Origin of the sequence: Gemmiger formicilis (assembly GCF_016901605.1) — a bacterium.
Classification (GTDB): Bacteria; Bacillota; Clostridia; order Oscillospirales; family Ruminococcaceae; genus Gemmiger; species Gemmiger formicilis_B.
Map to the genome: position 1 here is coordinate 1 of NZ_JACJKP010000073.1, position 12,972 is coordinate 12,972.

At 62.0% G+C, this 12,972-nt stretch carries 12 protein-coding genes; 10 read left to right on the forward strand and 2 right to left on the reverse strand.

The window, feature by feature from the left end:
- Nucleotides 1–55: 55 nt before the first annotated feature.
- Nucleotides 56–1,039, forward strand: coding sequence for an alpha/beta hydrolase (locus H6B10_RS07400; protein ID WP_204651001.1), 984 nt, complete (start codon nt 56–58; stop codon nt 1,037–1,039).
- A gap of 49 nt (nt 1,040–1,088) precedes the next feature.
- Here the strand turns inward: H6B10_RS07400 and H6B10_RS07405 are convergent, their stop codons facing one another.
- The gene (locus tag H6B10_RS07405) at nt 1,089–1,961 is read right to left on the reverse strand and encodes a patatin-like phospholipase family protein (RefSeq protein ID WP_204651002.1); all 873 of its coding nucleotides are present in this window, start codon (nt 1,959–1,961) and stop codon (nt 1,089–1,091) included.
- Nucleotides 1,962–2,099: 138 nt separating this feature from the next.
- Here H6B10_RS07405 and aroD point away from each other — a divergent pair, with 138 nt between their 5' ends.
- The 9 genes from aroD to serS all read left to right on the forward strand — a co-directional run bounded on the left by aroD (nt 2,100) and on the right by serS (nt 12,225).
- Nucleotides 2,100–2,825, forward strand: coding sequence for a type I 3-dehydroquinate dehydratase (gene aroD, locus H6B10_RS07410; protein ID WP_204651003.1), 726 nt, complete (start codon nt 2,100–2,102; stop codon nt 2,823–2,825).
- Between the two features lie 175 nt (nt 2,826–3,000).
- Nucleotides 3,001–4,392 (forward strand): tRNA uridine-5-carboxymethylaminomethyl(34) synthesis GTPase MnmE, encoded by a 1,392-nt coding sequence (gene mnmE, locus H6B10_RS07415; RefSeq protein WP_204651004.1) that lies wholly within the window; start codon nt 3,001–3,003, stop codon nt 4,390–4,392.
- A 15-nt stretch (nt 4,393–4,407) separates the two neighbouring features.
- A complete protein-coding gene (locus tag H6B10_RS07420) occupies nt 4,408–4,872 on the forward strand; it encodes a hypothetical protein (RefSeq protein ID WP_204651005.1) in 465 nt (154 codons plus the stop codon).
- Between the two features lie 35 nt (nt 4,873–4,907).
- Entirely contained in the window at nt 4,908–6,797 is a 1,890-nt protein-coding gene (gene mnmG, locus H6B10_RS07425) for a tRNA uridine-5-carboxymethylaminomethyl(34) synthesis enzyme MnmG (RefSeq protein ID WP_204651006.1), read from the forward strand.
- Nucleotides 6,794–7,498, forward strand: coding sequence for a 16S rRNA (guanine(527)-N(7))-methyltransferase RsmG (gene rsmG, locus H6B10_RS07430; RefSeq protein WP_204651007.1), 705 nt, complete (start codon nt 6,794–6,796; stop codon nt 7,496–7,498). The genes mnmG and rsmG overlap by 4 nt, the downstream gene beginning before the upstream one ends.
- Before the next feature lie 124 nt (nt 7,499–7,622).
- Nucleotides 7,623–8,642, forward strand: a complete 1,020-nt coding sequence (locus tag H6B10_RS07435; RefSeq protein WP_204651008.1) for a ParB/RepB/Spo0J family partition protein — start codon at nt 7,623–7,625, stop codon at nt 8,640–8,642.
- A gap of 326 nt (nt 8,643–8,968) precedes the next feature.
- Nucleotides 8,969–9,733 carry a ParA family protein gene (locus tag H6B10_RS07440; protein WP_204651009.1) on the forward strand — a complete coding sequence of 255 codons (765 nt, stop codon included), beginning with the start codon at nt 8,969–8,971 and terminating at the stop codon, nt 9,731–9,733.
- A gap of 268 nt (nt 9,734–10,001) precedes the next feature.
- Nucleotides 10,002–10,886, forward strand: coding sequence for a ParB/RepB/Spo0J family partition protein (locus tag H6B10_RS07445; RefSeq protein ID WP_204651010.1), 885 nt, complete (start codon nt 10,002–10,004; stop codon nt 10,884–10,886).
- 34 nt (nt 10,887–10,920) lie between these two features.
- Nucleotides 10,921–12,225 carry a serine--tRNA ligase gene (gene serS / locus H6B10_RS07450; protein ID WP_204651011.1) on the forward strand — a complete coding sequence of 435 codons (1,305 nt, stop codon included), beginning with the start codon at nt 10,921–10,923 and terminating at the stop codon, nt 12,223–12,225.
- A 99-nt stretch (nt 12,226–12,324) separates the two neighbouring features.
- Here the strand turns inward: serS and H6B10_RS07455 are convergent, their stop codons facing one another.
- Nucleotides 12,325–12,879, reverse strand: coding sequence for a hypothetical protein (locus H6B10_RS07455; protein ID WP_204651012.1), 555 nt, complete (start codon nt 12,877–12,879; stop codon nt 12,325–12,327).
- Nucleotides 12,880–12,972: the final 93 nt, after the last annotated feature.

Sequence of the window (12,972 nt, forward strand, 5' to 3'; positions counted from 1 at the left end):
TTTGCTATACTATGTGTATAAAAAACTTGTTTTGCTCCAAAAGAGGTGCTTACTTATGAAAAAGAGTCATCTGGTCGCGGCGGGGGCGGCAGCCACCGCCGCTGCGGCGGCCTCGGTGCTGGGGGCCGCCTACGGCATTTATCGGCTGTGGTTTTACCACGCGGCCCAGCCCGAGGACATCAAAGCCGAAGAACTTTCCAAAACGCTGCCCTACGGGGAACAGATGAAGAAAGACGCCGACGCTCTGGCGGCGGCGTCCTATGAAGCGGTGCAGATCACGGCGGACGACGGTACCCTTTTGGCCGGGCGGTATTACCACCACGCGGACGGCGCACCGGTGGCCATCATCTTCCACGGGTACAAGGGCTTTGCACGGCGGGACGGCATGGGCGGCTACACCCTGTGCAAGCGCCTGGGCTACAATGTATTGCTGCCTGACCAGCGCAGCCACGGCGCCAGCGGGGGACACACCATTACCATGGGCGTAAAGGAGCGGTACGACTGCCGCGCCTGGGCCTACTGGGCGTACAAACACTTCGGGCCCGAAACGCCTCTTTTCCTGATGGGGGTATCCATGGGTGCTTCCACCGTCTTGATGGCCAGCGGCCTGGACCTGCCCGACACCGTGCGAGGCATCATTGCGGACTGCGGTTACACCAGCCCCCACGACATCTGCCGCAAGGTGCTGGCCCAGACCAATTCTCATCTGCCCATCGGCCCCATCTACACAGTGGGCCGCCTGGGCACCCTGGTTTTCGGCCGGTTTGACCCCGAGGACGCCGACTGCCGCCAGGCCGTGGCCAAGACCAACATTCCCATCCTGTTCATTCACGGCGAAGCCGATGACTTTGTGCCCTGCGACATGAGCCGGGAAAACTACGAAGCCTGCGCCGGCCGCAAAAAGCTGGTGACCATTCCCGGCGCCGGCCATGCGGTGGCCTACTACGTGGACATTCCCGCCTACGAAAAGGCCGTGACCGACTTTTTGGCCGACTGCCTGCAGGATTCCCCGGAAGTCGCCCAAACCAACCAGCAGTGATACACCACAACAAAAGCCAGACACCGGATTTTCGGTGTCTGGCTTTTGTTTATTTTTGCAGGTACGCTTCCAGGGCGTCCAGTTGTTCCCGCATTTCGCGGCGGCCGCGGTTGTAAAGGTTCAGCAGTTTGTCGGTATCCTTCTCAAACCGGCTGATGTCCACCGGGTCCGCGGGGCGCAGTACAAAGATCTTGCCCGCTTCTTCCAGGGCGTCGATCTCTTCCATCAGGGCGTTGTAGCGCACCTCCTGGGTGAGCAGCGTCGCCATGAACAGGGCGTTGCGGCCATAGAAGTCATCGTACAGGTTGATCATCCGCTGGCTGGGCGGGGTCTTGCGGAACCCTTTTTGCCGGGTGGTGATGATGACCGTTTTTTCAAAACCTTCGGTCTGGGCCCAGTGCAGGGGAATGGGGCAGGAACAGCCGCCGTCCAGGTAGCTGAACTTGCCCAGCCGCACCGGCACCGATACCAGCGGCAGGCTGGCCGAAGCCCGGACGGACTCAAAGAAATCGAAGTCGGTTTTTCCTTTTTCAAAATAGGCCGGTTTACCGGTCTGCACGCAGGTGGCTACCGCCACCATCCGCTGGCTGCCATGATAAAAGGTATCGAAGTCAAAGGGAATGGACTGGGACAGGTCCTTGAGCATGAAGTTCAGCCCGAACAGGCTGCCCCCATAAAAAGCCGCCATCGGGCCGAAATACCGCGGGTCCTTGCGATAGCGCAGATTGATGCTGGCCGAACGCCCCGGCTGGTGTGCCACATAGTTGACGGCGTTGAGCGCACCCGCGCTGACCCCCGCCACCGCAGGGAAGTAGATTTCCCGTTCCATCAGGGTATCCAGTGCGCCCGCCGTATACAAACCGCGCAGCGAACCGCCCTCCAACAGCAGGGCCGTGCTTTGCGGCATCACAAAATTATCCATACCAAAGCCTCCTTGGTTTCCTTTTCATTGTAGCGCGCCGGCGGGCAAAGAACAAGCGGGATGCGGCGAATTTACAGTTTTTTTAAATTGTGGTACAATACAACAAAAAGCCGTCTGTACGACAAAGGAGCCTGTTGCATGCTGAATCTGAACCCCGAAACGCCCCGCATCATCGTGCCGCTTTTTGCCCGCAATCTGGCAGAGTTGGAAGCCCAGGCCAAAGCGGCCCAGGCCGCCCCCGAAGCCGACCTGGCGGAACTGCGGCTGGACCCGCTGCGGGAAGGCGACTGGCTGTCCGCCCTGGCCATGGTGCGGGCACAGCTGCAAAAACCGCTGATCGTGACCATCCGCACCGCGCGGGAGGGGGGAGAGGCCGCCCTGGACCCGGGCACTTACCGGGATGCGGGGCTGGCCCTTTTGCAGCAGGGCGGCGTGGACGCCCTGGACATTGAGTGGCGCACCGACGCGGCCACAGTACGCACCCTGCGGGACGCAGCCAAGCGGGCCGGGGCAGCGGCGCTGTTCAGCGAGCATCACTTTGACGGCACCCCGGACCGCCACGCCATGACCGAAGCGTTGCACGGCATGCTGGACGCCGGGGCGGACATAGCCAAACTGGCAGTGATGCCCCACAACCGGGCGGATGCCGCCAACCTGCTGCTGGCCACGGCGGAAGTCCACGACCAGCGCCCCGAGGCATGGCTCATCACCATGAGCATGGGGCGGGACGGCGCGGCCACCCGGTATTGCGGCGGGGCTTTCGGCAGCGCGGCCACCTTCGGAACCCTGTCGGCGGCCAGCGCGCCTGGCCAGCCCCCGGCCGCCAACCTGCGGGCCAAGCTGCTCACGGCAGGGGATTTGTAAGCCCTACTTTCTTTGCACCTACTTTCTTTGCAAAGAAAGTAGGCAAAGAAACTCCAAACCAAAAACCCGAAAATTCTCGGTCACGGGGGTTCGGGCACTCCCGAATCAAAAGTGGAGATTTCCTCAACTCATCCTTCTTACCTTTATATATATACGATTACACAAGGAGCATTTTATGGACCGTTTGGAACAGACCATCTGTGCGCTGGCCACCCCTCCGGGAGAGGGCGGCATTGCGGTGATCCGGGTATCGGGTCCCGACGCCTATCCCATTGTGGAAAAAATCTTTGTGCCGGTGCGGCAGGGCCGTCGGGTAGCCGACGCCAAAGGGTATACGGCTATGCTGGGCCACTACCTGCTGCGGGGCGAGGAGATGGACGAAACGGTGGCGCTGTTCTACCGGGCGCCCCACTCCTATACCGGGGAAGATGTGATCGAGCTTTCGGTCCACGGCGGCACCGCCATGGCCGACGGTCTGCTGGAAGCCCTGCTGCTGGCAGGCGCCGCCCCCGCAGGGCCCGGGGAATTTACCCGCCGCGCCCTGGAACACGGCAAACTTTCGCTGACCCAGGCCGAGGCCGTGATGGAAGTGATTGCGGCCAACGGACGGCAGGGGGCGGCGCTGGCAAAATCCGCCCTGGACGGGCGGCTAGCCAAACGCATTGCGGGGATTCAGGCCGCCCTGCAAAGCCTGAACGCCCACCTGACCGCCTGGGTGGATTACCCCGAGGAGGATGTGCCCGAACTTTCCGACGCCGCCCTGACCGGCACCCTGCTGGCCCAGAAATCCCAGCTGGATGACCTGATTGCCGGATACGGCGCCGGGGCGGTTTTGCGCCACGGGGTGGACTGCGTACTGCTGGGCCGCCCCAACGTGGGCAAGAGCACTCTTTTGAATCTTCTGGCCGGGTTTGACCGGGCTATTGTAACGCCGGTGGCAGGCACCACCCGGGACATCGTGGAGCAGGCGGTGCAGCTGGGGGAGATCCGGCTGAACCTGTTTGACACCGCGGGCGTGCGGGATGTGGGCGCCGACGGCGACGCCATCGAGGCCGAGGGCATCCGCCGCAGCTGGAAGAAACTGGACGAAGCAGGGCTGGTGCTGGCGGTATTTGACGCCGCCCAGCCGCTGGAGGAATCCGACCTGGAGATTGCCCGCCGCTGCCAGGGCCGCCCGGCGCTGGCCATCCTGAACAAACAGGATCTGGCGGAATCCACCCAGGCAGCCCAGAATCTGCTGGCGCCCTATTTTAAAAAGGTACTGACCCTGTGCGCCAGGGACGCCGCCAGCCTGCAGCCTCTGACCGCGGCGGTGGCGGAACTGCTGGGCACCGCCAAACTGGACCCCCGGGCGGGGCAGCTGTGCAGCGCCCGGCAGTTGGCCGCAGCCACCCGGGCCCGGGACGCTCTGACCGAAGCATTGAACGCCCAGCGGGACGGCTTTGGTCTGGACGCGGTGGCGGTCTGCCTGACCGACGCCCTGCAGGCCCTGTGTGACCTGACCGGCGAGGACGCCGCCGATGCCACCATCGACGAAGTATTTGAAACCTTCTGTGTGGGCAAGTAAAGAAAGGAACCGACCATGCACAAAGTTCTGCTGATCCTGGGCATCGTATTCACCGTTGTGGGTCTGTTCATCGGCACCCTGGCGGCCACCCTGGTCCTGATGCTGCGGGAACCGCTGCTGGGACTGGTGGCCGTGCCCGGCATCATCTTTTTTGTCCTGGGCCTGGCATTTCTGGCTGCGGTCTCTCGCCGTCGCCGGGACCGTGCCTGGCTGGCGGAAAACGGCCGCCGCATGGAAGCGGACATCATCGGCGTACAGTACGACACCCGGGTGCGGGTGAACGGCCGCTGCCCGCTGGTCATCCAGTGCCAGGCGGTGAACCCCCTGGACGGCAAGGTCTATGTGTTTGAGAGTGACGGCATCTGGTTTGACCCGGAGCCCTTTTTGGGCCAGCGCACCACCCTGCCGGTACTGGTGGACCCCGACGACTACCACCGGTATCAGGTAGTGACCGAGGGGATTTTACCGGAGCGGGGATGACCCGCCCCGAATGCAAATAGAGGGAAATTTGATTTATGGATATTTTGGGAAACTATGACGTGATCGTGGTGGGCGCGGGCCACGCGGGCATCGAAGCCGCCCATGCGGCGGCGGTGCTGGGCGCCAAAACCGCCGTGTTCACCCTGACACTGGACTTTATCGGCAACATGCCCTGCAACCCGTCCATCGGCGGCACGGCCAAGGGGCATCTGGTGCGGGAGGTGGACGCCCTGGGCGGCCTGATGGGCCTGGGGGCGGACGCCACCTTTTTGCAGAGCCGGATGCTCAACCGGGGCAAAGGTCCCGCCGTGCACAGCCTGCGGGTGCAGACCGACCGCAAGCGGTACCACATGTGGATGAAACACGCCCTGGAAAAGACCGAGAATCTGGACATTCACCAGGCCGAGGTGGTGGGCGTGGATGTGCAGGACGGCAAGATCGTGGGCATCCTCACGGCGCTGGGCGGCTACTACGGCTGCAAGGCCTGTGTCGTTGCCACCGGCACCACCCTGGGCGGGCGCATCTTTGTGGGCGAGGCCCACTACGACGGCGGCCCCGACGGTACCCACGCAGCCACCGAACTGACCAAATCTCTGGTGGGGCACGGGTTCACCCTGCGCCGGTTCAAGACCGGCACCCCCGCCCGGGTACACCGGCGCAGCATCGACTTCTCCAAGCTGGAATGTCAGCCCGGCGACCCCGACGAACTGCTGCAGCCTTTCAGCTTTTTGAGCCGGGAACCCATGCACAACAAGGTGGACTGCTACATCGCCTACACCAACCCCGACACCCACAAGGTCATTCTGGAAAACCTGCACCGCTCTCCCCTTTACGGCGGAGATATTCAGGGCGTGGGGCCCCGGTACTGCCCTTCCATTGAGGACAAGGTGGTGCGCTTCAAGGAGAAGGAACGCCACCCCGTCTTTGTGGAGCCCTGCGGCGAGGACACCGAGGAAATGTACCTGCAGGGGCTTTCCTCCAGCCTGCCGGAAGCGGTGCAGAATGCCATGTACCGCACCATCCGCGGCTTTGAACATCTGGAGATCATGCGCCCCGCCTACGCCATCGAATACGACTGCGTGGACCCCACCACCCTGAAACCTACTCTGGAAAGCAAAGTGGTGGCGGGCATTTACGGCGCGGGCCAGTTCAACGGCACTTCCGGGTATGAGGAAGCCGCCGCCCAGGGATTGCTGGCAGGGCTCAACGCCGCCCGCCACGCTTTGGGCAAATCCGAACTGGTGCTGGCCCGGCATACCAGCTATCTGGGCACCCTGGTGGATGACCTGGTCACCAAGGGCGTCATGGACCCCTACCGCATGATGACCAGCCGCAGCGAGTACCGTCTTTCTCTGCGGCAGGACAACGCCGACGAGCGGCTGACCCCCATCGGCCGGGAATACGGTCTGGTGGACGATGCCCGCTGGGCGGTATTCTGCCACGACCGGGACCTGAAACAGGCGGAACTGAAACGGCTGGGCAACGCCCACATCAAACTGGCCGACCTGCGGGCGGTGGTGCCCGAGGGCACCGAACTGGGCGAAAGCGGCGGTACCGCCCTGGAACTGATGCGCCGCCCGGCCATCACCTACGAACGCATTGCGGCGGTCATCGGCCGGGGCGAGGGCGTCACCCCCGCCATGGCCCAGCGCATCGAAACCGAGATCCGTTACGCCGGGTACATTGCCCGGGAGGAGCGGATCATCCGGGACATTCAGCGCCACGAGAACGTAACCATCCCCGAGGATTTCGACTATTCCCCCATTGAAACCATGACCCTGGAAGCGCGGGAAAAGCTGTGCAAGATCCGTCCCCGGACGCTGGCCCAGGCCGGGCGCATCCCGGGGGTCTCCCCCAGCGACCTTTCCCAGCTGAGCATCGTTTTGCTGAAACAGCGCACCGAACAGAAAGAGGATACTCCATGATCGATCAAGAACGCCTGGCACAAAAATGTTCCACGTGGAACATTGCTCTCTCCCCCGCCCAGCTGGACCTGCTGGACCGCTACGCAGAAATTCTGGTGGATTACAACCAGAAAGTGAACCTGACGGCCATCACCACCCCCGAGGGCATCGAGGACCGCCACTTTGCCGACAGCCTGCTTTTTGCCGCCCAGCCCGAAGTGACGGGCAAGGTGGTGGACGTGGGCACCGGCGCGGGGTTCCCCGGTGTGGTGGCCAAGATCTACAAGCCCGACCTGGAACTGACCCTGATGGAACCCACCGGCAAGCGGGTGGATTTTCTCAAGTACCTTTGCGCCGAACTGGGACTGACCGGCGTGGAGTTTGCCAAGGAACGGGCCGAGGAAGCCGCCCGCAAGGTCTGGCGGGAACAGTTTGACGTGGCCTGCGCCCGGGCGGTAGCCGCCCTGCCGGTGCTGTGCGAATACTGCCTGCCGCTGGTCAAACCGGGCGGACGGTTCATTGCCCTGAAAGGCCCCGAAGCGGACGCCGAAGCCAAGGCCGCGGCCAACGCCCTGAAAAAGCTGGGCGGCCAGTATGCCGGGACCCGCACCTTTACCCTGCCCGACGGCAGCGCCCGGGGGCTGGTGGTATGCAAAAAAATATCGCAGACTCCGACGGTTTACCCCCGGAACGGCGGAAAAATCGCAAAAAAACCGCTGTAACACCGCGAAAAAGTCAACATCAGGGCGAACGATTTTTGTTCCTCTTTTTCCTGCCGTATGCTATGCTTTCTACAAAAGCATAGCATTTTTTATTTGCAGATACCCGCAGAGGGAGGAAATCATTGTGTCCAAAAAAGAAACCCAAAAAACCGGCCGGGTGCTGATGCTGCCCATCGAAAGCATAGAACCGTCCCCCTACCAGGCTCGCACCGCCTTTGACGAACCGGAGATTGCCGCCCTGGCGGTGAGCATTTTGCAGAACGGGCTGCTGCAGCCGGTCAGCGTGCGGCGGGTGGGGCTGCGCAAATATCAGCTGGTGGCCGGGGAGCGGCGGCTGCGTGCCTGCCGCCTGGCCAAACTGGAAAAGATCCCCGCCATCCTGGCCGACTATGACGACAGTGAATCGGCGGCGCTGGGATTGCTGGAGAATTTGCAGCGCAGCCAGCTGGACCCCTTTGATACCGCCCGGGGCATCAAAGAGGTGATCCGGCTGTGGGGCTGCACCCAGGCCGAAGCGGCCCGCCGCCTGGGATTGAGCCAGCCCGCCCTGGCCAACAAGCTGCGTCTGCTGACCCTGACCCCCGAACAGCAGGACCTTTGCACCGCCAATCATTTGAGCGAACGGCACGCCCGGGCGGTGCTGCGTCTGCCGGAGAACCGCCGCACCGCCGCGCTGGACAAAATTGCCCGGGACAAACTGAGCGTGCGCCAGGCCGACAAACTGGTGGACAGCATGCTGGCCGCCCCCAAAGGGCCCAGCCCCTGCCGCAAGACCATACCCATGGTGCGGGACGTGCGCTTTTTTGTAAACACCCTGCAGCACGCCGTGGACCTGATGACCCAGAAAGGCATTGCCGCCACCACCAGCTGTGACAAGCGGGACGGATGCCTGGAGTACATTGTGCGCATCCCGGTAGGCAGCGATGGCCGGGTGATGCCCGGCACACCGGTTTCCCCCGCCGGTGTGCCGGTGGCATCGGCGGCAGTCTCCCCCGCTGCCGCCGTCCCGGCCGCCCCGGGTCCGGCGCAAAGCACCCCTGCCCCGGCGCCCGGCACCGAGGTTCCGGCTGTGCCCGCCGCTGCCCGGGTATCGAACACAGACACCGCCGACGACGGGGAAAGTTTTGCGGTGCAGCTGCTGTAACAAAGGGACGGTTCTTTCTTTGCAAAGAAAGAACCAAAGAAACTCCAAACAAAGAACCAAAGAAAAGGCCATCCAGGAGTAACTTCATCCTGCCCGCAGGATGCCACAGGCGGGGTCAAGCCCTCTCCCGACAGCTGACTACCCATCACGCAAGGACCCGCCCATTTCATTATTTTCCCATCAAACCTCCCCCCCAAATGTTCCACGTGGAACATTCCGGGGGGATTTTTTGTGCCCGCCCCCTTTTTTAACCACCCAACCTGTGCTATAATAGGTCGTGGACCCCCTTTGGGGACCGATTTTTGCAAAAAACAGGAGGAAACGCCGTGGCAAAAGTCATCGCGGTAGCAAACCAGAAAGGCGGCGTGGGCAAAACCACCACCGCCGTCAACCTGAGCGCCTGCGTGGCGGCCCTGGGCAAACGGGTCCTGGTCGTGGACCTGGACCCCCAGGGAAACTCCACTTCGGGGTACGGCGTGGCCAAAAACAAGCTGGATGCCGACGTCTACACCTGCCTGATCGACGATGACGATGTGCGGGATGCCATTGTCAAAACCGAGTACAACGCCGATCTGCTGCCGTCCAACACCCAGCTGGCCGGTGCCGCCGTGGAACTGGTCAGTGTGCCCCGCCGCGAAATGCGGCTGCGCACCGTGCTGGCCCCCGTGGTGCCGCTCTACGATTATATCTTCATCGACTGCCCGCCGTCGCTGGACCTGCTGACCGTCAACGGTCTGTGTGCCTGCGATACGGTGCTCATTCCCCTGCAGTGCGAGTTCTTCGCCCTGGAGGGCCTGACCGAGCTGATGAACACCCTCAAAACCGTGCGCAAAAAGTACAACCGGTATCTGGATATTGAAGGGGTACTCTTTACCATGTATTCCGGCCGGCTGAACCTGACCATGCAGGTGGTGGCCCAGGTCAAAAAGTACTACGGCGACAAGGTATTCAAAGCTGTCATTCCCCGGTCGGTGCGGCTCAGCGAAGCGCCCAGCTTCGGCATGCCCATCAACTTCTATGAGCCCAGCGGCAAAGGCTGCGAAGCCTACATGGAACTGGCCCGGGAATTTTTGAGCAACAACGAACGATAATGCGCGCTTACGCGCTTCAAAGAGGGCAACAGCCGCGCACGGCAATGCCTGACGCGTCTATTTAACGAGTTGCGGTACCCGCATCGGTCCGCGCCCCTTGGTGGGGCTTGCCCTCTGCGACCGCTGCCCCTGCTCCGCCCTGCTGCTTCTGCCGCAGGCAGCGCAGGGCTTTGCAGCCCTTTGGATTCCCCTGGTGGTGTCGCTGCCGTCGGCACATGTCCGCCGCCAGCGACGATTTTATCATTCATCAAGCCGGAAGGAGGCATCTATGGCCAAACGCAAACTGGGCGGCCTGGGCAAAGGACTGGACAGTCTGTTTGCCGACCTGCCCGAAACGGACGCCGATGACGCCGGCGTAACCACCCTGCCCCTGCGGGAGATCGAGCCCGACCCGGACCAGCCCCGCAAAAAATTCGACGACGAAGCCCTGGCCGGTCTGGCGGCCAGCATTACCGAAAACGGGCTTTTGCAGCCCATTGCGGTGCGGCCCAAAAAGCTGGGCACCGGGTACCTGATCATTGCGGGCGAGCGCCGTTGGCGTGCCGCCCGGCTGGCGGGCCTTACCGATGTGCCGGTACTCATCAAGGATGTGACCGACGAACAGGCCGCCGCCCTGGCCCTGATCGAAAACCTCCAGCGGGAGGACCTGGACCCCATCGAAGTGGCCGAGGGCTGCCGCCAGCTGATCGAAAAATACGGCCTTACCCAGGAAACCGCCGCCAAGCGCCTGGGCAAAAGCCGCAGCGCCGTGACCAACTCACTGCGTCTGCTGGCCCTGCCCCAGGAGGTACGCGCCAAAGTCAGCGACGGGTCCCTCAGTTTCGGCCACGCCAAGGTGCTGCTGGGCCTGCCCAGTGAGGAACTGATCCAGGCCGCCGCCGACGAAGTGATCGACAAAGGGCTCAACGTCCGCCAGACCGAGGCCCTTTGCAAAAAGATGGCCAAGCCCCCCAAACCGCCCAAACCCAAACCGGACCCCTTCAACCGCCCCAAACGGGCCGTGGAAGTGGAAGCTGCCCTGAAGGAAGTCACCGGCAGCGAGGTCCATGTGGACTACAAGGACGGCAAGGGCAGCCTGAAGATCGACTTTTACAGCGACGAAATGCTGCAAAAGTTTGTCAGCCTGCTGGGCCAGTACGATCCCGAATCCTGATTCCCATTGATTGAAAATAGAGGAGTGCAACGTTATGTTAGACATCCGCTTTGTCCGTGAAAACCCCGAAGCCGTCAAGGAGAACATCCGCAAAAAGTTCCAGGACGCCAAGCTGCCCCTGGTGGATGAGGTCATCGCACTGGACGCCGAATACCGCGCCGCCATCGGTGAGGCCAGCGACCTGCGCGCCAACCGCAACAAGCTTTCCAAGCAGATCGGCATGCTGATGGGCCAGGCCAAAAAAGACCCCGGCAAGGCCGCCGAAGCCGAGGAAGTGAAGAAGCAGGTCACCGCCCAGGCCAACCGTCTGAAGGAACTGGAAGCCAAAGAGACCGAGCTGCAGGCCAAGATCCAGGAGATCATGTACACCATTCCCCAGATGATCGACCCCAGCGTGCCCATCGGTCCCGACGACAGCCACAACGTGGAAGTGCAGCGCTTCGGCGAAGCCAAGGTGCCCGACTACCCCATCCCCTACCATGTGGATATCATGGAAAGCTTTGAGGGTATCGACCTGGATGCCGCCGGCCGTGTTTCCGGCAACGGCTTCTACTACCTGCTGGGCGACATCGCCCGCCTGCACGAGGCTGTGCTGGCCTACGCCCGGGATTTCATGATCGACAAGGGCTTCACCTATGTGATCCCGCCCTTCATGATGCACGGCAACGTGGTCAAGGGCGTTATGTCCTTCCCCGAGATGGACGCCATGATGTACAAGATCGAGGGCGAGGACCTCTACCTCATCGGCACCTCCGAGCACACCATGATCGGCCGTTTCATTGACCAGACCCTGGACGGCAGCAAGCTGCCCCTGACCCTGACCAGCTACTCCCCCTGCTTCCGCAAGGAGAAGGGTGCCCACGGCATCGAGGAGCGCGGCATCTACCGCATCCACCAGTTCGAAAAGCAGGAGATGATCGTGGTCTGCAAGCCCGAGGACAGCATGAACTGGTACGAAAAGCTGTGGCGCAACTCGGTGGAGCTGTTCCAGTCCATGGAAATCCCCGTGCGTCAGCTGGAATGCTGCTCCGGCGATTTGGCCGACCTGAAGGTGAAGAGCTGCGACATTGAGGCCTGGAGCCCCCGTCAGCAGAAGTACTTCGAGGTTTGCAGCTGCTCCAACCTGGGCGACGCCCAGGCCCGCCGCCTGCACATCCGCTTCAAGGACGAAAACGGCAAGACCCAGCTGGCCCATACCCTCAACAACACCTGCGTGGCCCCGCCGCGTATGCTGATCGCCTTCCTGGAGAACCATCTCCAGGCCGACGGCACCGTTACCATCCCCGAAGTGCTGCGTCCCTACATGGGCGGCAAGGAACTGCTGGTTCCCAAAAAGTAAGTACATCGGTGGGATGCCTGCTTTCTTTGCAAAGAAAGCAGACAAAGAAACGCCAAACAAAAAGGCATGGTCTTTGGACCATGCCTTTTTTGCTATTCTTCAGCTCTGGGGGTAAAAATCTTCCCAGTATACCTGGTAGAGCTTCCAGTCCCCGGCCCCGGAAGGTATGCCCAGCAGGTAATACCGCTGATACCGCCCCTCCGGCAGCTGGGGGCCGGCGGCTTCTTTTTCGGGGGTGTAAGTCCAGGAAAGGTCCACCGCCACCATCGTCCACTGCTGCAGGTCGTAATCCGCCAAAACCTGTTGTAATTCCCTGCGGCTATAGTCCGAGGCCCCCTGTACTTCCTCCCGGGTCATCACATGCAGTTCATGGATGGTCTGGCTTTCCATACCTGATTCCCCGTCCCGGTACTGTTTGGCGGTCAGTTCGGCGGTATGGGCAAGGGTAGTGTCCCCGTCCATCAGCGGTTCCAGCCGGTCCCAATCTCCCTCTGCCTCATAGAGATAGCTTTGGTAAACCAGCAGTTCCGGTTCGGTGTCCAGGCTGTCCTCCAGGGTCAGAGTGCAGCCGTTGGGGGTGACGGTTGTTTCGACGGTTTCCTCCGGTACATAAAATGTTTCGATATAACGTTGAAATGTAGTTTCTTCCGGCACCGGGCTGGGGGTAGGGGTAGGCGCCGATGAGGTAGAGGTCCTCGCCCTCGATCTTGTACATCATGGCGTCCATCTCGGGGAAGGACATAACGC

Bases quoted from the DNA above. Each gene is read 5' to 3' on its own strand.
- H6B10_RS07400 (WP_204651001.1), top strand. From the start codon at position 56: ATGAAAAAGAGTCATCTGGTCGCGGCGGGGGCGGCAGCCACCGCCGCT.
- H6B10_RS07405 (WP_204651002.1), bottom strand. From the start codon at position 1,961: ATGGATAATTTTGTGATGCCGCAAAGCACGGCCCTGCTGTTGGAGGGC.
- aroD (WP_204651003.1), top strand. From the start codon at position 2,100: ATGCTGAATCTGAACCCCGAAACGCCCCGCATCATCGTGCCGCTTTTT.
- mnmE (WP_204651004.1), top strand. From the start codon at position 3,001: ATGGACCGTTTGGAACAGACCATCTGTGCGCTGGCCACCCCTCCGGGA.
- H6B10_RS07420 (WP_204651005.1), top strand. From the start codon at position 4,408: ATGCACAAAGTTCTGCTGATCCTGGGCATCGTATTCACCGTTGTGGGT.
- mnmG (WP_204651006.1), top strand. From the start codon at position 4,908: ATGGATATTTTGGGAAACTATGACGTGATCGTGGTGGGCGCGGGCCAC.
- rsmG (WP_204651007.1), top strand. From the start codon at position 6,794: ATGATCGATCAAGAACGCCTGGCACAAAAATGTTCCACGTGGAACATT.
- H6B10_RS07445 (WP_204651010.1), top strand. From the start codon at position 10,002: ATGGCCAAACGCAAACTGGGCGGCCTGGGCAAAGGACTGGACAGTCTG.
- serS (WP_204651011.1), top strand. From the start codon at position 10,921: ATGTTAGACATCCGCTTTGTCCGTGAAAACCCCGAAGCCGTCAAGGAG.